The organism is Cupriavidus sp. P-10, assembly GCF_003402535.2.
In the GTDB taxonomy this organism is placed as follows: domain Bacteria; phylum Pseudomonadota; class Gammaproteobacteria; order Burkholderiales; family Burkholderiaceae; genus Cupriavidus.
Genome location: NZ_AP025171.1, coordinates 2,684,334 through 2,704,744 on the forward strand (window position 1 = coordinate 2,684,334; position 20,411 = coordinate 2,704,744).

17 protein-coding genes are annotated in these 20,411 nt (G+C 64.7%); 10 read left to right on the forward strand and 7 right to left on the reverse strand.

What is annotated here, in order from left to right; all coding sequences use genetic code 11:
* The first annotated feature begins 49 nt into the window (after positions 1–49).
* Together CTP10_RS28965 and CTP10_RS28970 are read left to right on the forward strand one after the other, a co-directional pair.
* A complete protein-coding gene (locus CTP10_RS28965) occupies positions 50–3,616 on the forward strand; it encodes an indolepyruvate ferredoxin oxidoreductase family protein (protein WP_116318973.1) in 3,567 nt (1,188 codons plus the stop codon).
* 73 nt (positions 3,617–3,689) lie between these two features.
* Complete coding sequence (locus CTP10_RS28970) at positions 3,690–4,673, forward strand: tripartite tricarboxylate transporter substrate binding protein (RefSeq protein WP_116318974.1); 984 nt, start codon at positions 3,690–3,692, stop codon at positions 4,671–4,673.
* An 85-nt stretch (positions 4,674–4,758) separates the two neighbouring features.
* On the opposite strand, the gene CTP10_RS28975 is transcribed toward CTP10_RS28970, so the two are convergent.
* Positions 4,759–5,673, reverse strand: a complete 915-nt coding sequence (locus CTP10_RS28975) for a LysR family transcriptional regulator (protein WP_116318975.1) — start codon at positions 5,671–5,673, stop codon at positions 4,759–4,761.
* 166 nt (positions 5,674–5,839) lie between these two features.
* Between CTP10_RS28975 and CTP10_RS28980 the strand changes: the two genes are divergently transcribed.
* Entirely contained in the window at positions 5,840–6,940 is a 1,101-nt protein-coding gene (locus tag CTP10_RS28980) for an alkene reductase (protein ID WP_116318976.1), read from the forward strand.
* Positions 6,941–7,031: 91 nt separating this feature from the next.
* On the opposite strand, the gene CTP10_RS28985 is transcribed toward CTP10_RS28980, so the two are convergent.
* The gene (locus CTP10_RS28985) at positions 7,032–7,934 is read right to left on the reverse strand and encodes a LysR family transcriptional regulator (protein WP_116318977.1); all 903 of its coding nucleotides are present in this window, start codon (positions 7,932–7,934) and stop codon (positions 7,032–7,034) included.
* A 246-nt stretch (positions 7,935–8,180) separates the two neighbouring features.
* On the opposite strand from CTP10_RS28985, the gene CTP10_RS28990 reads away from it, so the two are divergent.
* From CTP10_RS28990 to CTP10_RS29010, 5 genes are read left to right on the forward strand one after another with little or no spacing between them, the layout of a single operon-like run.
* On the forward strand, positions 8,181–9,434 hold the full coding sequence (locus tag CTP10_RS28990) for an aromatic ring-hydroxylating dioxygenase subunit alpha (protein ID WP_116318978.1): 1,254 nt from the start codon (positions 8,181–8,183) through the stop codon (positions 9,432–9,434).
* Positions 9,435–9,438: 4 nt separating this feature from the next.
* On the forward strand, positions 9,439–9,909 hold the full coding sequence (locus CTP10_RS28995; RefSeq protein WP_116318979.1) for an aromatic-ring-hydroxylating dioxygenase subunit beta: 471 nt from the start codon (positions 9,439–9,441) through the stop codon (positions 9,907–9,909).
* A gap of 12 nt (positions 9,910–9,921) precedes the next feature.
* A complete protein-coding gene (locus tag CTP10_RS29000) occupies positions 9,922–10,236 on the forward strand; it encodes a non-heme iron oxygenase ferredoxin subunit (RefSeq protein ID WP_116318980.1) in 315 nt (104 codons plus the stop codon).
* 32 nt (positions 10,237–10,268) lie between these two features.
* Positions 10,269–11,525 carry an NAD(P)/FAD-dependent oxidoreductase gene (locus CTP10_RS29005; RefSeq protein ID WP_116318981.1) on the forward strand — a complete coding sequence of 419 codons (1,257 nt, stop codon included), beginning with the start codon at positions 10,269–10,271 and terminating at the stop codon, positions 11,523–11,525.
* A 37-nt stretch (positions 11,526–11,562) separates the two neighbouring features.
* A complete protein-coding gene (locus CTP10_RS29010; RefSeq protein WP_116318982.1) occupies positions 11,563–12,942 on the forward strand; it encodes an MFS transporter in 1,380 nt (459 codons plus the stop codon).
* 193 nt (positions 12,943–13,135) lie between these two features.
* Here CTP10_RS29010 and CTP10_RS29015 read toward each other — a convergent pair whose 3' ends face one another.
* From CTP10_RS29015 to CTP10_RS29035, 5 genes are all read right to left on the reverse strand, one after another.
* Positions 13,136–13,441, reverse strand: coding sequence for a hypothetical protein (locus CTP10_RS29015; RefSeq protein ID WP_116318983.1), 306 nt, complete (start codon positions 13,439–13,441; stop codon positions 13,136–13,138).
* 28 nt (positions 13,442–13,469) lie between these two features.
* A complete protein-coding gene (locus CTP10_RS29020) occupies positions 13,470–14,435 on the reverse strand; it encodes a tripartite tricarboxylate transporter substrate-binding protein (protein WP_116318984.1) in 966 nt (321 codons plus the stop codon).
* A 66-nt stretch (positions 14,436–14,501) separates the two neighbouring features.
* Positions 14,502–15,854 (reverse strand): glutathione-disulfide reductase, encoded by a 1,353-nt coding sequence (gorA, locus tag CTP10_RS29025; protein WP_233528085.1) that lies wholly within the window; start codon positions 15,852–15,854, stop codon positions 14,502–14,504.
* A gap of 5 nt (positions 15,855–15,859) precedes the next feature.
* Positions 15,860–17,146: a CaiB/BaiF CoA transferase family protein gene (locus CTP10_RS29030; protein ID WP_116318985.1), complete on the reverse strand. Its 1,287-nt coding sequence runs from the start codon at positions 17,144–17,146 to the stop codon at positions 15,860–15,862.
* 9 nt (positions 17,147–17,155) lie between these two features.
* Positions 17,156–17,857 (reverse strand): glutathione S-transferase N-terminal domain-containing protein, encoded by a 702-nt coding sequence (locus tag CTP10_RS29035; RefSeq protein ID WP_116318986.1) that lies wholly within the window; start codon positions 17,855–17,857, stop codon positions 17,156–17,158.
* A gap of 134 nt (positions 17,858–17,991) precedes the next feature.
* Here CTP10_RS29035 and CTP10_RS29040 point away from each other — a divergent pair, with 134 nt between their 5' ends.
* Entirely contained in the window at positions 17,992–18,942 is a 951-nt protein-coding gene (locus CTP10_RS29040) for a LysR substrate-binding domain-containing protein (protein ID WP_116318987.1), read from the forward strand.
* A gap of 100 nt (positions 18,943–19,042) precedes the next feature.
* A complete protein-coding gene (locus CTP10_RS29045; protein ID WP_116318988.1) occupies positions 19,043–20,278 on the forward strand; it encodes a CaiB/BaiF CoA transferase family protein in 1,236 nt (411 codons plus the stop codon).
* Positions 20,279–20,411: the final 133 nt, after the last annotated feature.

Genomic DNA, 20,411 nt, shown 5'->3' on the forward strand with positions numbered 1-20,411 from the left:
GCAGACGCCGGCCGCCCCTACTCAACCCCACACTGGCTGATTCCGTCCTATGAACGCTCCAATACTCCCTGATGCAGCCCGGAAGGCCATGGAAGCCGTGTCGATCGACGACAAGTACGCGCTGGAATCCGGCCGCGCCTACATGAGCGGCGTGCAGGCCCTGGTGCGGCTGCCGCTGCTGCAGCGGCGGCGCGACACCCTGGCCGGGCACAACACCGCCGCCTTCATTTCCGGCTACCGCGGCTCGCCCCTCGGCACCTATGACCAGGCCATGTGGCAGGCGAAGAAGTATCTCGCCGACAACCACGTCGTCTTCAAGCCCGGCGTCAACGAAGAGCTTGGTGTGACGGCCGTGTGGGGATCGCAGCAGCTCGACTTCGACGCGGCCAGCAAGAAGTACGACGGCGTATTCGGCATCTGGTACGGCAAGGGCCCCGGCGTCGACCGCAGCGGCGATGCGCTCAAGCACGCCAACCTGGCCGGCACCTCGCGGCTGGGCGGCGTGATCGCGCTGGCCGGCGACGACCATGTGTCCAAGAGCAGCACGCTGGCGCACCAGAGCGACCACACCCTGATCGCCTGCGGCCTGCCGGTGTTCTTCCCGTCCAACGTGCAGGACATCCTCGACCTGGGCGTGCATGCCTTCGCCATGAGCCGCTTCAGCGGCCTGTGGTCGGGCATGAAGACCGTGCAGGAGGTGGTGGAGTCCGGCGCCTCCGTCGTCACCGACTCCGACCGCGTCCGCATCCTGCTGCCGGAAGACTTCGCCATGCCCGAGGGCGGCCTGCATATCCGCTGGCCGGACGATCCGCTCGCGGCCGAGGCGCGCATGATGGAGTTCAAGTGGCCGGCGGCGCTCGCCTATGTGCGTGCCAACCGCCTGAACCGCAACGTGGTCGAGGGCCCCAGCGACCGGCTGGGCATCATCGCCAGCGGCAAGGCCTACAGCGATACGCGCCAGGCCCTGCTTGACCTCGGACTCGATGACGCCGCCTGCCGCGCGCTCGGCATCCGGGTCCACAAGGTCAGCGTGGTGTGGCCGCTGGAATCGCTCAGCGTGCGCGAGTTCGCGCACGGGCTGCGCGAAGTGCTGGTGGTGGAGGAAAAGCGCCCGCTCATCGAGCAGCAGCTCAAGGACGAGCTGTACCACTATCCCCCCGGGGCGCGCCCGGCCGTGTTCGGCAAGTACCACCACACCGACGGCGTGGGTGGCGAATGGAGCCACCCCAGGCCGGCCGAAGACTGGCTGCTGCGCGCCAAGGCCGACCTGTCGCCGGCGCTGGTGGCCAAGGCCATCGCCCAGCGCCTCAGGCTGCTCGGCGTGCCGGCCGACGTGGCGGCGCGCATGGACGTGCGCCTGAAGGAAATCGAGGCCAAGGAACGCGCCACCGCCCAGGGTGATTCGCGCGGCACCGACCGCCTGCCGTGGTTCTGCCCGGGCTGCCCGCACAACACCAGCACCCGCGTGCCGGAAGGCTCGGTCGCAACGGCCGGCATCGGCTGCCACGGCATGGTGGTGTGGATGGACCGCTCGACCTCCTCCTGGTCGCAGATGGGGGGCGAAGGCGTCCACTGGATGGGCCAGGCGCCGTTCAGCAAGCGCAACCACATGTTCGCCAACCTGGGCGACGGCACCTACAACCACTCTGGCCTGCTGGCGATACGCCAGTCCATCCATGCCGGCGTGAACATGACCTACAAGATCCTGTTCAACAGCGCCGTGGCGATGACCGGCGGCCAGCCGGTGGACGGGCAGCTTGACGTGCCGGCCATGTCGCGCGAGCTGGCCGCCGAGGGCGCCAGGCAGATCGTGGTGGTCACGGATGAACCGGACAAGTACAAGGGTGTCGCCAACCTGGCAACGGGCGTCACGGTGCGCCACCGCGACGAACTGGATGCCGTGCAGCGCGAACTGCGCGAAGTGAGCGGCGTCACGGCGATCATCTACGACCAGGCCTGCGCCACCAAGAAGCGGCGCGAGCGCAAGCGCGGCACCATGGCCGACCCGGCCCGGCGCGTGGTGATCAACGAGCTGGTTTGCGAAGGCTGCGGCGACTGCTCGGTGGAGAGCAACTGCCTGGCCGTGCAGCCGGTGGAGACCGAGTTTGGCCGCAAGCGCAAGGTCAACCAGGACACCTGCAACAAGGATTTTTCCTGCACCAAGGGCTTCTGCCCCAGCTTCGTCACCGTCGAGGGCGGCCAGCTCAGGAAGCCGTCGGCAGGCGGCAAGCGCCCTCCCGCCCCGGATGACATCCCGATGCCCGCGCTGCCCGACGCGGCGACGCCGCGGCGCATCGTCGTGGCGGGCATCGGCGGCACCGGCATCGTGACGATCGGCGGCGTGCTCGGCATGGCCGCGCACCTGGAAGGCAAAGGCGTCATCACCCAGGACGCCACCGGCATGGCACAGATGGGCGGTTCCACCTGGAGCCACATCCAGATTGCCGCCAGCCCGGATGCCCTGCATGCCAGCCGCGTCGATATCGCCATGGCCGACCTGGTGATTGCCTGCGATACGGTGGTGGCGGCCAGCAAGGCGTCGCTTGCCGCCATGTCGCCGGAGCGCACCTATGTCGTGCTCAACAGCCATGTCACCCCCACCGCCGCCTTTGTGCGCAATCCGGACTGGGACGCACAGGCCGGGGATGCCGTGGGCCGCATCGCGCAGGCTGTCGGCAATGGCCAGGTTGGCAGCTTTGACGCCGAACAGGTGGCAAAGGGCGTGATGGGCCAGTCCATCTACGCCAACCTGATGATGCTGGGCTACGCCTGGCAGAAGGGCCGCGTGCCCCTGTCGCATGCCGCGCTGATGCGTGCAATCGAGCTCAACGGCGTGCAGGTGGACAGCAACAAGGCTGCCTTCGAATGGGGCCGGATGTGCGCGCACGACATGTCGCGAGTGCCGGTGCGCGCCGCCGACGCACAGGTGATCCAGTTCGTGCGCAAGCTGCCGCTCGAGGAACTGGTGAAGCAGCACGCCGAGTTCCTGGCCGGTTACCAGAACCAGGCCTATGCGGCGCAGTACGAGTCGTTTGTCGGCCGCGTGAAGGCGGCGGAAGCGGTCGTGGGCGGCACCCGTCTGACTGAAGCCGTGGCGCGCTCGCTGTTCAAGCTGATGGCCTACAAGGACGAGTACGAAGTGGCCCGCCTGCACACCGGCGCCGCGTTCCGCAAGCAGATCGAGTCGATGTTCGAAGGCAAGGTCCGCCTGGTGCACCACCTCGCGCCGCCCATGTTCGCCAGGAAGAACCAGGACGGCCAGCCCGTCAAGGGCGCCTACGGTCCGTGGATGCGCACGGCCTTCGGTGTGCTGGCCCGTTTCCGGGGCCTGCGCGGCACGGCGCTCGATGTGTTCGGCTACACCGCCGAGCGCAAGGAAGAGCGCGCGCTGATCGCCGAATACCGCAGCTGCATCGAGGCACTGCTGCTGAAGCTGTCCGCGCAGAACCTGGACCTGGCGCTCGAGATCGCGCGCCTGCCGATGGAGATCCGCGGCTATGGACACGTCAAGGCGCGCAACCTGGCCGCCGTCCGGACGCGCTGGGACCGGCTGATGGCGCAATGGGAGAGTGCCGGGATCCGGCATGAGGCAAGCAGGCCCGGCGTGGCTGCCTGAAGAGAAATGGTGTAGCGAAGCCCCGCCACATCGCTGCGCGGGGACCGTCAGAAGACAACGAGGAGACAAAACCATGAAATCCGTACTGCACCGCGCCGGACACGCCCTGGGTGCCATCGCCCTCGCCGCCTGCGCCGCCAGCGCCCTGGCCCAGGGCGGCGGCTACCCGAACCGCCCTGTACGCATCATTGTGCCGTGGCCGGCTGGCGGTGGTGTCGATACCGTTACCCGCACCGTGGCCGAGAAGATGACCGCGAGCCTCGGCCAGCAGTTCGTGGTCGACAACCGGCCGGGCGCCACCGGGAACATCGGCGCCGGCATGGGCGCCAAGTCCGTGCCGGACGGCTACACGCTGCTGGTGGCCAGCGCGCCGATGGCCATCAATGCCAGCCTGCAGAAGAACCTGCCGTTCGACCTGGGCAAGGACTTCGCGCCGCTGGGCCTGATGGCGAGCTCGCCCTACATGCTGGTCGTCAATCCGTCGGTCGCCGGTTCGGTCAAGGAACTGGTGGCACGGGCGAAAGCCGAGCCCGGCAAGCTGAGCTATGCATCGGTCGGACCCGGCACCCAGCAGAACGTGGTCAGCGAGGTCTTCAAGGAGATGGCCCACGTCAACATCGTCCACGCTCCCTACAAGGGCGGCCCCCAGGCCCTGACCGACATGGCCGGCGGCCATATCCAGATGATGTTCCATGGCGTGCCGGCGGTGATGCCGTTCGTGAAGGGCGGCCAGCTCAAGGGAATCGCCGTGGCAAGCAAGCAGCGCCTGCCGCTGTTCCCCGACATCCCGACCATGTCGGAGGCCGGCTTCCCGGGCATCGAGGCAAGCGAGTGGTACGGACTGGTGGCGCCGGCCGGCACGCCGAAGGAGATCGTCGCGCTGCTGGGCAAGGAAATCGAGAAGGCACTGAATGCGCCCGGCGTGCGCCAGCAACTGGCCAGCAAGGGCTATGAGCCGGCGAACGGCAGCTCTCCGGACCAGTTCGCGACCTTCATGGCCGCCGAGCAGAAGAAATGGGCGCTGGCCATCAAGCAGACCGGCTTCCGGCTGGAATAGTGCACTGGCGCCCCGCTTGCGGGGCGCCGCACCCTTGCTCTCCTGACCGGGACGGGTCGCTTTCCAGGAAAATTGCCCGCTGCCCTCAAACCGGCTTTCCGAGCAACTTTTCGCGAGCGACCTCGACGACAAGGTCGCGCAGCCACTGGTGGGCAGGATCATGGCGGTAGCGCACATGCCAGGCCATCTCCACCGGGAATGTGCCCAGGTCGACCGGCGCGGCCAGTATCTTCAGCCGGGCATCGCGCGCCAGGTGGCGACAGATCATGCCGGGCAGCGTGGCGCAGTAGTCCGTCGCGGCGATGATTTCCGGAATGGCCAGGAAGTGCGTCACCGATATCGCGACCTCGCGCCGCAGGCCGTGGCGTTGGAGCACCTGGAACAGGCCCGCGCGCAAGCGGCCGGGCGGCAGCACGTTGACGTGCTTGAGCTGCTCATACTGCTTCTTTGAGATCCGCTTGTTGACTTGCGGATGGTCGGCGCGCAGCACGCAGGCCAGGCCATCTTCCATCACGGGCTGCACGACAAGGTTGTCCGGCGGGTCGATGATGCGGCCCAGCACCATCGCGGTCGCCCCGGATGTCACGCCCGTCTCCGCCAGGTCCGCCCCGAACGGCACCAACCGCAGCCGAATGCCCGGAGCGCGCTCGCGCAGCCGCGCGACGATGCCTGGCACCAGCACGAATTCGACGTAACTGTTCGGCGCCAGTGTGAACAGGCGATCCGCCTTCTCCGGGTTGAAGCCCTGCTGGCCGAGCACCAGTTCGTCCAGGCGGGCGACAGCGGCGGCGATGCCGGGGGCCAGCGCTTCGGCCTTCTCGGTCGGCTGCATGCCGTACCGTTCACGGATGAACAACGGATCCTGCAGCATGTCGCGCAATCGACCCAGCGCGTTAGACAGCGCCGGCTGCGTCATCCCCAGCCGCTCGGCCGCGCGGGTGACGCTGCGCTCTTCCATGAGCGCGAGAAAGACGGGCAACAGGTTCAGGTCGTAGCGCATGCAGTCATATTGCTGACGATATAACTTGAATTCAATAAATAAATTGGATCAATGCATCTCCGCCAAACATACTGCATTGCAACGAAGCGCTGCTGCGCCGGTCTTCCCGGCAGGCGGCAAGCCCCTCGCCTCACATTGCAAATGCCCTCAGCAAACCGGAGCTGCCATGTCTTCTGAAGCCCTTTTCTCCCCTACCCGCCTGGGTGCCATCGACGTCCGCAACCGAATCGCCATGGCGCCGCTCACGCGGTCGCGCGCAGGCATGGACGGCATCCAGACGCCGCTGGCCATCGACTATTACGGGCAGCGCGCTTCCGCGGGATTGATCATCACCGAAGCCACCAACATCTCGCGCCAGGGCCGTGGCTACGCTTACACGCCCGGCCTCTACACCGATGCGCACGTGGCTGCCTGGGCACCCGTGACCAGGGCAGTCCATGCAGCCGGCGGCCGTATCGTGGTCCAGTTGTGGCACGTGGGGCGCATGTCGCACGTCAGCTTGCAGGAGGGTGGCACCGCGCCCGTAGCACCTTCCGCGCTCCAGGCCGGCGGCAACGTCTTCACCGAAGCGGGACACCTGCCGCCCTCCATGCCGCGAGAGCTAGCCACCGGGGAGATCGCCGGCATCCTGGAGGACTACCGACAGGCTGCACGCCGCGCGAAGGATGCAGGCTTCGATGGCGTGGAAGTGCATGCGGCCAATGGCTATCTGCTGGAGCAATTCCTGCGCGACAGCACCAACCATCGCGAAGACCGCTACGGCGGCTCCATTGAAAACCGCGCCCGCTTTCCGTTAGAAGTGGTTGAAGCCGTTGCGGACGTCTGGGGCGCCGATCGCGTGGGGCTCCGCCTTTCGCCGCTCTCCACCGCAATCGGCGACACGCCGCTGGACAGCACGCCGATGGAAACGCATAACTACCTGGCTCGCCGACTCGGCGAGATGGGGTTGGCCTACCTGCATGTCGTGGAAGGACAACTGCACGGCGGTAACGACGGAAACGGCGGAAGCGGCGCCGGCCTGTTTGATGCGCAGGCGCTTCGCGCGGCATTCCGCGGTGCCTACATTGCCAACAATGGCTATGACCGGCAGCGCGCGCTGGACGCCACCGCTTCGGGTCACGCGGATATGATCGCCTTCGGCAAGCCCTTCATTGGAAACCCCGACCTCGTCGAGCGGTTGCGGCTGGAGGCTCCCCTGCATGACGCCCCGGTGGCCACATACTTCGGTGGCGGCGCGCAGGGCTACACCGAGTTCGCACGCACGTAGCCGCACACACGGAAGCCGGCCACCAGCCACCTCGCACATTACGTCGGGGTGGACTGGCCAGCCCGGCGTGGCTCCCATTCCAGCCAGGCCCCTATTCCGAAAACAGTTCGATGAACTCGTTGCGCAGCCACTGATTCGCAGGATCGCGATGATACCGGGCATGCCAGAAAAGATTGATCTGGATAGCCGGCAGCGCGAACGGATGGTTGACATACCTGAGCCCGAAGTACTTGGCACATCGTTCCGCAAACGTCCAGGTTACGGTGGCGACCAGGTCCGTGGTGGCAATGATGTCCGCCAGTGCCACGAAATGCGGGACGCGCAAGCGGATGCTCCGCTGTACGCCGCCCTTGGCAAGGATCTCGTCGACCCGGGCATGGCCCGTGCCTGCCGCCGTGACCACGACATGCTCCGCGGCTTCGAAGTCCCGCATGCTGACCTTCTTCTTGTCCATCGCGTGGCCGGGGCGGAACAGGCAGACGTATCGCTGGCGAAACAGGCGCCGCTGAAAGAATTCCGTACTGAGTTCAGGCAGGTGGCCGACAGCGAGGTCGATCCTCCCCTGGCTCATCTCGGCCGGCAGGTCGACCGCCGTATTGCGCACCGTGGTCACCGTCACGCCTGGCGCACGTTGCCCAAGCGCACCCATCAGCGGCGGAATGAAGTGGACCTCGCCGATATCGGTCATGGCGATCCGGAATGCGCGTTCGCTGCGCAAGGGATCGAATGTCATCTTGCGACTGAGCGTTGCCTGCAGCGACTCCAGCGCCTGGCCAACCGGCTCGGCCAGTTCCTGTGCAAGTGGTGTCGGCAGCATTCCCTTGCTGCTCCGTACAAACAGTTGGTCACCCAGCAGGGTGCGCAGCCGCGCCAACGCATTGCTGACGGCCGGCTGGCTCAGGTTCATGGCCCTGGCCGTTCCGGAAACGGTTCCCTGCCGCAGTAACTGATCGAACACGACGAGCAGGTTCAGGTCGACGTCCCTCAATTCCATCGCGCGCCTTTATTGATTTCGTGAATATCGACTATAGCCGGGATTCTATTGGCTTATTGAGGTCGATGTCCGATGATCCTTTCCATACGAAAATACAGACGGAGACGCCCCATGAATCTCGCCCGCCTCTGGCAATAGCCCGCGCCAGGGAATCCCTCCCTGCCTGAAGTCAGCCCAAGCACACAGACGTCGCACAGGCCCACCGGGCCCGCGCGCGGACTCCGTTCGCACCTTTGGAAACCCGCCATGGCAACTGCCTCCCATGAAGATCGCCCAGTGTGGGCCGACGACAGCATCAGCCGCATCCCGTTCCGCGTCTATACGGACACGCAGCTTTACCAGCGCGAGCTCGAACGCTGCTTCTACCGCGGCCACTGGAACTATGTCGGCCTGGAGGCCGAAATCCCGAACCCCGGCGACTTCAAGCGCACCACGCTTGGCGAGCGTTCCGTGATCCTGGTGCGCGACCAGGACGGCGAGATCAACGTCATCGAGAACGTGTGCGCCCATCGCGGCATGAAGTTCTGCCGCGAGCGCAGCGGGAACCGGAAGGATTTCCACTGCCCCTACCACCAGTGGAACTATGACCTGAAGGGCAACCTGCAAGGGGTGCCACTGCGTCGCGGCGTCAAGCAGGACGGCAAGGTCAACGGTGGCATGCCCGCCGACTTCAAGCCGCAGGAGCACGGGCTCACGCAACTGAAGGTCGCGACACGTGGCGGGGTCGTGTTCGCTTCGTTCGACCACGACGTGCCCTCGCTCGAAGCCTACCTCGGGCCGGACATCCTCGGCTACTTCGACCGCCTGTTCAATGGCCGCAAGCTGAAGGTCCTTGGCTACAACAAGCAGCGCATTCCCGGCAACTGGAAGCTGATGCAGGAGAACATCAAGGACCCCTACCATCCCGGCCTGCTGCATACCTGGTTTGTCACGTTCGGGCTCTGGCGGGCGGACAACAAGGCCCGCCTGGTGATGGATGCCGAGTTCCGCCATGCCGCGATGGTGTCGACCCGCGGCCAGGGCGGCAAGAGCGACGTGACCTCCGGCGTGTCCAGCTTCAAGGACCAGATGGCCCTGCACGACGACCGCATTCTCGACATCGTCCACGAACCATGGTGGGGCGAGCCAACCGCGGTGATGATGACGGTGTTCCCGAGCGTGATCTTCCAGCAGCAGGTCAATTCGGTGTCCACGCGCCATATCCAGCCCAACGGCCCCGACTCCTTCGACTTCGTCTGGACGCACTTCGGCTTCGAGGACGATACCGGGGAAATGACGCGGCGCCGACTGCGCCAGGCCAACCTCTTCGGCCCCGCGGGCTTCGTGTCGGCCGACGACGGCGAAGCCATCGAATGCTCGCAGGAAGGCTTCTCCCAGAAGCCCTGGCATCGCGTGATCGCCGAACTGGGCGGGAAGACCGCGGAAAACACGGAGCACATGGTCACCGAGACCCTGATCCGCGGCATGTACGCCTATTGGCGCAAGGTGATGGAGGTCTGAGGCCATGAACTTCACTGACTACTACGCACTGCTCGCCCTGTACGCCGACTACACCAGCGCCGTGGACAACGGCGAATGGGACCGCTGGCCGGAGTTCTTCACCGAGGACTGCCTCTATCGTGTCCAGCCGCGCGAGAACCATGAGCGCGGGCTGCCGCTCGCCACGCTGTCGCTCGAAAGCAAGGGGATGCTGAAGGACCGCATCTATGGCATCCGGGAGACGCTCTTCCACGATCCCTACTACCAGCGCCACCTTGTCGGAACGCCCCTGATCCGCGAGGCCAGCGCCGACAAGATCGTGGCTGAGACGAACTATGCCGTGCTGCGCACCAAGCCGGACCAGATGACCGATGTGTACAACGTTGGCCGCTACCTGGACACCATCGTGCGCACGCCCGAGGGCTGGCGCTTCGCGTCACGCATCTGCGTATTCGATAGCGAGATGATTCCCAACTCGCTGATCTACCCCATCTAGCAGGAGCCATTCATGACTGAAACCTGGATCGAGGCAGCGCTGCTGTCCAGCGTCCCGCAGGACGATGTGATCGCCGTGGCCGTGGAGGGCAGGGAGATCGCCCTGTATGGGGTCGACGGCGACGTCTACGCGACCGACAACATCTGCACGCATGGCCACGCGCGCCTGTGCGAAGGCTTTCTTGAAGGACACGAGATCGAGTGCCCGCTCCATCAGGGCAGGTTCGACGTCCGTAACGGCGCAGCGATGTGCGCCCCGCTGACCGAAGGCATCCGTACCTATCCGGTCCGTATCGAAGGCGACAGGGTCTACCTCGACCTCGGCTGAACGCGCCGGTCACGCAACCACAAGGGACGCACATGAATTCCGAACGACCACATGGCGCGACTGCCATTTCGCCAGCCGCCGCCATCGTCATCATCGGCGCGGGCCAGGCCGGCGGCTGGGCCGCCCAGACGCTGCGCAGCGAGGGTTTCACCGGCCGGCTCGTGCTAATCGGCGACGAGACCCACCCACCGTACGAGCGGCCATCGCTGTCCAAGACCGTGCTTGCCGGTGAGGCGGCACCCGCCAGCACCTGGCTGCTCAAGCCGGAGGCGTTCGAAGCGCTGAGGCTGGAATGGTGGGTGGACTCACGGGTGGTCCGCATCGACCGGGGCGCGAAGTGCCTGGAGATGTCCGACGGAGAGTTGCTGTCCTACGACAAGCTGATCCTGTGTACCGGTGGCAAGGCGCGCGCGCTTGCTGTCCCGGGCGCGGATACGACCCCGAGCTATACCTTGCGCACGATTGGCGACGCCTTGTCGCTGGCGCCCGAGCTTCGGCCGGGCCGCAGCATCGTCGTCATTGGCGGCGGCTGGATCGGGCTGGAAGTCGCCGCCACCGCGCGGCAGAAAGGGGCGGAGGTAACCGTCGTCGAAGCACAAGGCCGCCTGTGCGAGCGCACCGTGCCGCCGGAGATCTCCGGACACCTGCTCGGGCTGCATGGTGCGCACGGCACCCGCGTCATGCTCGGCGCCCACATCACCGGCATCGCGCAAGACGCTGATGGCCTGTCCGTCGTGACGCTTGCCGATGGCAACACGCTGACGTGCCACGCCATCGTCGCGGGTGTGGGTCTCGTGCCCAACGATGCGCTGGCGCGTGACGCCGGGCTGGAATGCGATGGCGGCGTGATCGTCGACAAGAGCTGCCGCACTTCCGACCCCGATATCCTCGCCGCGGGAGACGTGGCAGTGACACCGAACCCATGGGCCGGCCGGCACTTGCGGCTGGAATCCTGGCAGAACGCCCAGGAACAGGGTATCGCCGCGGCGCGCGCGGCGCTCGGCCTCCCCGTCGACTATGCGCCCCTGCCGTGGTTCTGGTCGGACCAGTACGGCATGAACCTGCAGATCTACGGCTTTCCCCTGCCATCACATCGCGTGGTGGCACGTGGCACGCCCTCCGGAGACAGCTTCTTGCTGTTCCATCTCGATGGCGACGACGTTGTCCAGGCTGCGGTCGGGGCCAATGCGGCGCGCGACCTCCGCTTCGCACGCCGCCTGATCGAGCAGCGCAGGCAGGTCGATCCCGACCGCCTAGCCGACCCGAATGTTCCCATGGCCAGGCAGTAACCCACTACATAAGAAAAAACACCGGAGACAAGCCCCCATGTCGCAAATCGACGTCCACAAACTGGCCGACGAGGCCTCGTTCAATCGCTTCCATGCGCGCGTGCTGTGCTGGTGCGCGCTCATCATCATCTTTGACGGATACGACCTGGCGGTCGTGGGCATCGCGCTGCCTTCGATCATGAAGGACCTCGGCGTGGCACCGGCTCAAGCCGGGCTCATGGTCAGCTCTGCCCTGTTCGGCATGGTGTTCGGCGCGATCTTCCTCGGCACCCTGGCAGACAGGATCGGCCGGCGCTGGACAATCGCGATCTGCGTCATCCTGTTCAGCGTCTTCACTGCTGCGGCCGGCCTGGTCAGGGACCCCGTGCTGTTCAGCGTGGCACGCTTCCTTGCCGGGCTCGGCATCGGCGGCGTCATGCCCAACGTCGTCGCGCAGATGACGGAGTACGCACCGAAAAGGATGCGGGCGACGCTTGTCACCCTGATGTTCAGCGGCTATGCCGTCGGCGGGATGCTGGCGGCCATCCTCGGCAAGGGCCTGATCGAAACGTACGGCTGGCAATCGGTCTTCCTCGCCGCCGGCCTCCCCGTCCTGCTCGTTCCCGTCATTCTCAGGTCGCTGCCCGAATCGATGCCCTTCCTGCTGAAGAAGGGCGACCACGAAGCATTGCGGCGCATTGTTGCCAGCCTCGCACCGACCCGCCGGTGGTCCAAGACGGATGGATTCGCCGTGGCGGCCCAGGACAATGCCGACAGCGCGCCGATCCGGCATCTGTTCCATGAGGGCCGCGGCTTCAGCACCCTCATGTTCTGGATCGCATTCTTCATGTGCCTGTTCATGGTGTACGCGCTGAGCTCATGGCTGACCAAGCTGATGGCAGCCGCGGGGTACAGCCTGGGCTCCGCGTTGACGTTCATGCTGGTACTGAACATCGGCGCGATGATCGGCGCCGTCGGCGGCGGATGGCTTGCCGACCGGTATCACATCAAGTACGTGCTTGCAGCGATGTATGGGCTGGCCGCGATCTCGATCACGCTCCTCGGGTTCAGGCTGCCCGCCGAACTGCAGTATCTCGTGGTGGGCCTTGCCGGCGCCTCGACGATCGGCACCCAGATCGTCGCGAATGCCTACACCGGGCAGTTCTATCCGACCGCGATCCGTTCCACCGGACTCGGCTGGGCGCTGGGCATCGGTCGCAGTGGAGCGATCCTGGCGCCGATCGTGATTGGCGTACTGGTCGCCATGAACCTGCCGCTGCAGCAGAACTTTATTGCGATTGCCATGCCTGCCGTGATTGGCATGTTCGCAGTCCTGCTGATCGATCACGGGCGGTCGGCATCGGCGGTTCACTACGACCACGCCGGAGCCGAGAGAAACGAGTCACCCGTCAGCCTCTCCATCGCGGACCGGAACTAGTACCAAACCGGGCGGGTGCGTCGGTCAGCCGTTGCGGCCGAGACCATTTCCAGATGCTGGCGCAGCGGCGAAACGCCGTCGACCACCCCCCGCTCTTGCGCAGCGATGGCGCACCGCCCACACCGCCCCTGAATGAAGCCTTGCCGCAGCCAAGCGTCACCGCAATGTCCAGGGCCGGCCAACCGTGCCTCGCTCAAAGGTCAAGGTTCTCTGCCATGTAGTCGCGCAGGTGCCGGCCCACTGCATCCATGATTGCCTCGGACGCCTCTCTTGCTTCCTGCTCCTTGCCAGCGGGAATCCAGGTGGACTCGACCTCGACGAGGGTCCCTCGGCATTCACGTGCTGCCCGCAAGTCCCAAACATAGTGGGCAACTGCCAGGGAGATCGCGGTGGTTTCGGTCTCCTGCCTGAACAGCATGCGAGCGGCAGCCTCCATCGCAATGCGACGTATGACATGTCCGGGCGTATCGCGCTCCGTTTGAATCTTGTCGTTGTACATATTGTTCCACGCCCCCCCACGCAAAGGACTAGTCGATGAAAGCGCTGGCTTGCCTGATGACCGGGGTCCATCTCGCTATCTCGTTTCGCAACTGCGCAGACAACGCTTGCGGAGCGGCGCGCTCTGCCGACACCGGTACAGCGCCAAGCTTATGCATTCCCTCACGGAACGCGGGATCGCTGACCGCGTCCTGCAGCGCCTTGACCAGCTTCGCAACGACCGGCTTCGGCGTGCCCCTGGGGGCGTAGATGCCATGCCACACCGTGACCTCGAAATCGCCCAGCCCCTGCTCCCGCAGGGTGGGCAGCTTTGGCAATGCAGCCAGCCTCAGCGACGTCGTGCTGCCATATGCCTTGACTCGACCGGTATTGATGGGTTGCAACGTGGTGGTTACCTGATCGCAAAGGAGGTCGACCTGCCCACCCTGGATGTCGACCATTGCCGGCGCCGCGCCCTTGTACGGAACGCTTGTCATCGCCGAATGCAGCTGGCTCATCAGCATCAGCCCGCAGAGATGTGATGCCGTACCGATGCCCGCATTGGCGAGATTGATCCTCCGCTGGTTGGCCGAGATGTAGGCGCGCAACTCGCTGAATCCGGTCGGTGTCAGGTCTGGACGGGCAACCAGCGTCATCGGGACGTCGGCGACAAGCCCGATATATTCGAAATCCCTGGTCGGGTCGAACCGGAGCGATTTCGTCAGCGCTGGCAGGGTCGCCATGCCGATGTTATGGATCAACAGCGTATAGCCATTGGGCTCGGCCCGCACGACCGCCTCCGAGCCGACGATGCCGCCAGTGCTGGCACGGTTCTCCACGACAACGGACTGTCCCAGCGATCGGCCCATTGCGGCCCCCAGGTGGCGCGCCACGACGTCCGTCGGCCCGCCTGGCGAGAACGGAACCACCAACGTCAGCGGGCGGGTTGGAAAGGTTTGCCCAAAGGAAGAACTGCATGCCAACAATCCGATGGCGAGTGCTGCAACGTACCTCATGGCCTGTCTCCTTACGACATGTTTTCTTTTGTGACAACTGCTCTGCCTCCCACACCACCATGATCTTCAGTCGTGGTTTCGCATGGTGACGAACTCCTCCGCAACACTGGGATGCAATGCAACGGTCTGGTCGAACTCACGCTTGGTGATGCCTCGCTGCAGCGATATCGCCCCCATTTGCACGATTTCCGCGGCATCGCGCCCCAGCATGTGGAGGCCAAGGACCCGGTCACTGCGCTTGTCGACGACCAGTTTCATCATGACGCGCTCGGGGCTTCTGGCCAGCATCGCCCGCATTGGCCGGAAGTTCGCGCGGTAGACAGTGATTTCGGGATGCGCGGCGCGCGCCTGCTGCTCGCTCATCCCGACACTCGCAATCTCAGGCGTGGAGAAGACTGCCGTCGGCGTGAAACCAAAGTCCGGCGAACACGACTGGGATGCCCCAAACAGCGACTGTGCGAGCCACTGTCCTTGCCGTATGGCGACCGGCGTAAGGTTCAACTGGCCGATCGCATCCCCAATGGCGTAGACGCCGTGCAGCGACGTCGCGTAGCGGCTATCCACGGCAATGGCACCGTTCGGACGCAGCGCGAGTACGCCGCCCGCAGCAGCTGTGTTTGGCAAGCGGCCGGTCGCGTTCATGACAACGTCGCAATCGAAAGACTGTCCTGCGTGATCGGTCACGCGATAGCCCACCGTCAGGGTTTCGATGCGGCGAACCTGGCAATTCAATCGCATTGAGATGCCCTGCTCATGGTACGCGGCAAGGACGCCGGCCTGCACATCGGCATCGAATCCCCGGAGAACCGTCTGGCCTCCGTGAAGCACCGACACGTCGGCACCCAGTCCCCTGAAGATGCCAGCGAACTCGAGCGCGATATAGCCGCCACCGATGATCGCCACGCGGCGCGGCAGTTGCGGCAGTCCAAAAACCTCGTCCGACGTGATCGCATACTCTGCCCCTTGCATGCTCAGGGGCGCAGGCGCTGCACCGGTTGCGACAATGATGTGCCTGGCGAACACCCGCTGGCCCGATGCAAGACGCACACAGCCACTGGCCTCGACCGACGCGCTCTCGTCAAAGATCGTGACCTGGCTGCTATCCAGGCCCTTGCGGTACAAATGCTCGAGGCGGAGCACTTCTTCCGAGATGCCGTCGCGCAGCGCACGCCAGTCGTGGCCCTTGGCCTCAAGGTTCCACCCGAAGCCGATCGCGTCCATGGCTTCCGCCCGGTAGCGACTGGCCGTGACGAGAAGCTTCTTTGGCACACAGCCACGAATCACACAGGTGCCGCCTACCCGCGATTGTTCCGCGATCCCGACCCGCGCGCCGAGTGCGGCGGCAGTACGTGCCGCTCTCACTCCGCCGGAGCCGGCGCCTATGACAAACAGGTCAAAGGTATCCATGTTGTCGTCCACGGCGGTCACCGTGCCATTGCGGTGTCTTCCGTCGGCGCGCTCTCCGGTTCGAGCAGCCTGTCCCGAACCAGCACACCTTCGGCATACAAGGCGTCGATCTCGTCGTCGCCGAGGCCCGCAAATTCCTGCAAGACCTGTTCGTTGTGTTCGCCGAGCAGGTCCGCCTTCAGGGAAGACGAATACTTCCAGGCCGAAAATCTCGCCGGCGGCCCCGGGATCTGGAACTCGCCGACGTAAGGATCACTGACCGTGCGCACAACGCCGCGCTCCCGCAGGTGGGGATGCTCCATGGCCTCGCGCAGGGTGAGGACTGGCGCGCAGGGGATCCGTTCGCGCTCCAGTGCCTTGATGGCCGCGTCCCTGGTCGGAAACGTACCGAGCCACGACTCCAGGATCTCCTTCAGTTGCGCGTTGTTGTCACGGCGCAGCGCCGCAGTGGCAAAGCGGGGGTCGGTCAACAGGTCATCGCGCCCCAGCGCCGACACGAATTGCTCCCATTGGTGCGGGAGCGTGGCCAGCGTGAGGTACGTACCGTCTGCGCAACGAAAGATGCCAGTCGGGCCGCCGTCGGGATGCTGCGATCCCGTGCGCGTCGGTTCGTAGCCTTTGCGAAGGCTCAGGCGCGGGATGGCGACCTCATGCATATTGAAATAGGTATCGAGCAGTGATGTTTCGATGTACTGCCCTTCCCCGGTTCGTTCCCGATGCAGCAGCGCGAAGCCGACCGCCATCGCTGCGGCGACGCCGGTTGATGCGTCGCCGATGGCCATGGTGATCAGTGCGGGATTGCCGGCAGCCTCGCCGATCAGGTCGGTCACGCCGGCGTACGCCTGCGCAACATAGTCGTAGCCCGGCTTGTTCGCCAGGATGCCCTGCTGGCCGGCAAGGGAAATGGAGCACATGACAAGCCGCGGATTGATCGTCTTCAGCACCTCATAGCCGAGACCGAACCGGTCCATCACGCCCGGCGAGAAGTTCTCGACGAGTACGTCGAACTGCGTGATCATCCTGAGAACAAGCTCCCGTGCCTTTTCGCTTTTCAGATTCAGCGCGAGGCTCTTCTTTGAGTGGTTATGCTGGACAAAGTAGGTGCTTTGGGAGCAGCGCTTGTGTTCGGGCTTCTGACTGCGCAGACCGCCGACGCGCGTACGATCGCCAAACGGCGCAAGCTCGAGCTTGACCACCTCCGCGCCCATTTCGGCAAGGATGCGCGTGCAGGTCGGGCCTGCCACGATCTGGGTAATGTCCAGCACGCGGAATCCGGTGAGCATCGGCGTTTTGATTTGCGGCATGTGCCTCTCCTATCGCGTGGCGAACTGGTTCTCGCCAAACAGGTTGTCCCACCGGTCGCCGCTGGGCTTGGCGCCTGTCTTGTCCACCTTCCCCGCCAGTACGCCAACACCACGTTGAACCGCCGGACGTTCGCGCACCGCCGAGTACCAGCGCTGGAGATGGGGAAAGTCCGCGATGTCCTGGCCCTGCCATTTGTGGGCGCGCAGCCACGGATAGGTGGCCATGTCGGCAATCGAGTAATCGCCCGCCAGGTATTCGGAATCTGCGAGACGGCGGTCAATGACCGTGTAGAGGCGACGCGCCTCCCTCGTATAACGGTCGATTGCGTAGTCGATCTTCTCAGGCGCGTATTTGCGGAAGTGATGTGCCTGCCCGAGCATCGGCCCGACGCCGCCCATCTGGAACATCAGCCACTGCAGGACCTCGTACCGTTTTCGCGGGTCCTGCGGCATGAACCGGCAGCCGGCTTTCTCGGCCAGGTACACCATGATGGCCCCCGACTCGAACATGGAGATGGCCTGTCCGCCAGGGCCGTCATGATCGATAATGGCGGGGATCTTGTTGTTCGGGCTGATGGCCAGAAACTCCGGCGCAAACTGCTGCCCCTTGCCAATATGGACGGGTATGACGTTGTAGGGCAGCGTCAGCTCTTCAAGGAGGATGGAGACCTTGTAGCCGTTCGGGGTGCTCCAGAAGTAGAGGTCGATCATCTCGGTAAGGTGGCTCGTTGATGGTGGAGCCATCTTAGAAATGTCACGGCCGCCGCGCCAATACCGTGTCCCGCTTGGGGCATGTCGAAAACTTATGGCTGTCCCACCCCAGCCGCCGCGCCTTACCATTAGCCATGGAATTCCGACAACTGAAGTACTTCGTACGCATCGTCGAGCTTGGCAGTGTGTCGCGGGCGGCCGCAGACCTGTACACCGCCCAGCCCGCGCTCAGCCAGCAGATTGCGAAGCTCGAGGACGAGCTGAAAGTGAAGCTGCTGGCCAGGAGCGCGCGAGGCGTAGTTGCAACAGAGGCAGGCGATGTGTTCTATCGCCACGCGCGCGCCATGCTGCGTCAGGCAGAGCTGATGAAGAAAGACGTCCAGCATGCCGGCGAGCATCCGCAAGGCACTGTTTCGGTCGGGCTTCCAACCAGTGCGGCAACGATACTTGCGCCCCGGCTTCTTGCGGCTGCGGGCAGGCAGTACCCGGATATCCAGCTGCAGATTACAGAGAGCCTCAGCGGTCACCTCCAGGAGCTGGTGGTGAACGGGAGGATCGAGATGAGCCTGCTGTTCGAGCGCGTGGACGGATCCGGCGCGGTGCGCGAGAGCAGGCTGGGATCCCATCTTGAGGTAACGCCGCTGCTGACCGAGAGCCTGATTCTGCTTTCACCCCTGCAGCCGGGCAAGCCGCCCCCCGAAGAGATCGCCATCGCGGAAGCGGCACGGCTGCCACTGATTCTTCCCGGCAAGGCCAACATCACGCGGCAGATTATCGACGAGGCCTTCGAAGCCGCGGGCCACAAGCCCATCGTGTTGGCGGAGCTGGATTCCCTTGCGACGATTCGTGCTGTCGTCGCAAGTGGCGTCGGTTCGACGATATTGTCGCCTTCGATCCCGGGCGGCACCGAAGGACTTGCGGCACAACGGATCGCAGGTGCTGCGTTGCAACGGCGGCTTTCACTTTGCACGTTCGACATCATGCCGCTGAGCTCCGCCGCGCGCCGGATCATGGAACTGATTCGCGAGACCGCGCTGGCGCTGGTCGCCGAAGGCGCATGGCCCGGCGCCGCGAAGATCGACTAGCCATACGGAATCGCAATACCGCTACCACGAAGTCCTATTGGCCGGGTGTCCTGTTGCGTGGCTAGACTGGCCGTGCGTCTAAACAGGCAAACGGCAACCCATGACCAAGCGGATTCTCGATGGCGTCAAGATACTTGACCTTACCCGGTTCTTTTCCGGCCCTCAGTGCACCCTGTTCCTGGCCGGACTGGGGGCGGAAGTCATCAAGATCGACGATCCGGATGTCGGGGATCCGACCGCTTTCTCTCCGCCGTTCGCCGGCCCGCACGGCGTTTCCTTCGAACGACGCTCCCGGCAGGACATGGGTATCGCCTACCTGAAACGGGCGCGTTCAAAGAAATCGACCACCCTGAACCTTAAGAGCGCGGAAGGCAGGGCACTCTTCATGCGAATGGTCAGGCGTGCCGACGTCGTGGTAGAGAACTTCAGCGCCGGAGTCGCCGATCGCCTCGGCCTCGGCTATGACGTGCTGCGTGAAGTCAATCCATCGCTGGTCTACTGCTCGCTGACAGGTTATGGCTCTACCGGCCCCGCAAGGAACCTCAAGGCCTATGACCTCATGGTGCAGGCGGCCGTTGGCTTGATGAGCATCACGGGCCAGCCGGATGCGGGTCCCACGAAGGCCGGCTCCCCGCTCTCGGATGCCATTGCGGGACTGTTCGCGGCATTCGGAATCGTGGCTGCCCTGAACTATCGGCAGCGCACCGGCCAGGGACAGTCGGTGGATGTGTCCATGGCCGACTGCCTGCTGTCCCTGATCCTCGACGAGCCGCTGGATTGCTATCGCGAACTGGGGCTGTCGTTCCAGCAGGGCAACCGGATCATGCGGTTCTCTCCGTTCAACGCGTACCAGAGCGCTGATGGCTGGGTGACGCTCGGCACGGCCAGCAACGACGACTGGCGCACACTGCTGGACGTGATGGGACGTTCCGAACTCAAGGATGACCCCGACATCATGTCCATCGCATGGCGCTTGTCGAACAATGCGGCGGTTGACCAGATCGTGTCGGCATGGACGCTGTCGCTGACCACGGCGGAGATCGAGCAACGGATGCGGTCCGCCAGGATTCCATGCAGCCCGGTTCGCACCATCGACGATGTGCTCGCCTGGGAGCAGATTGCCGCGCGCAACATGGCCGTGTCGCTGTGGAACCCGCTTGCCGAGGCGAAGATGAATGTAAAGGCTGCGTCTTTCCCGTTGCGATTTGGCAATGCGGAGGTCGGCTATGACACGCCTGCTCCGGTACCGGGAGCGCACACCGAAGAAGTTCTGCGAGAGATGGCCGGCGTGGATGCCGCCGAATTTGAATGGCTGCGGGAACGCAGGATTATCTGAGTTCGATACGACGGCGTCTTCAGGCGTCGTCCTGCTTCTGCCGCGCTGCGCAGGGCGCAACGCCCGCAATGTGATGGTCCGGTTCTTCACCAGAGCCCTGTACCGCCACGGCGACAGGACCGAGACCTAAAAA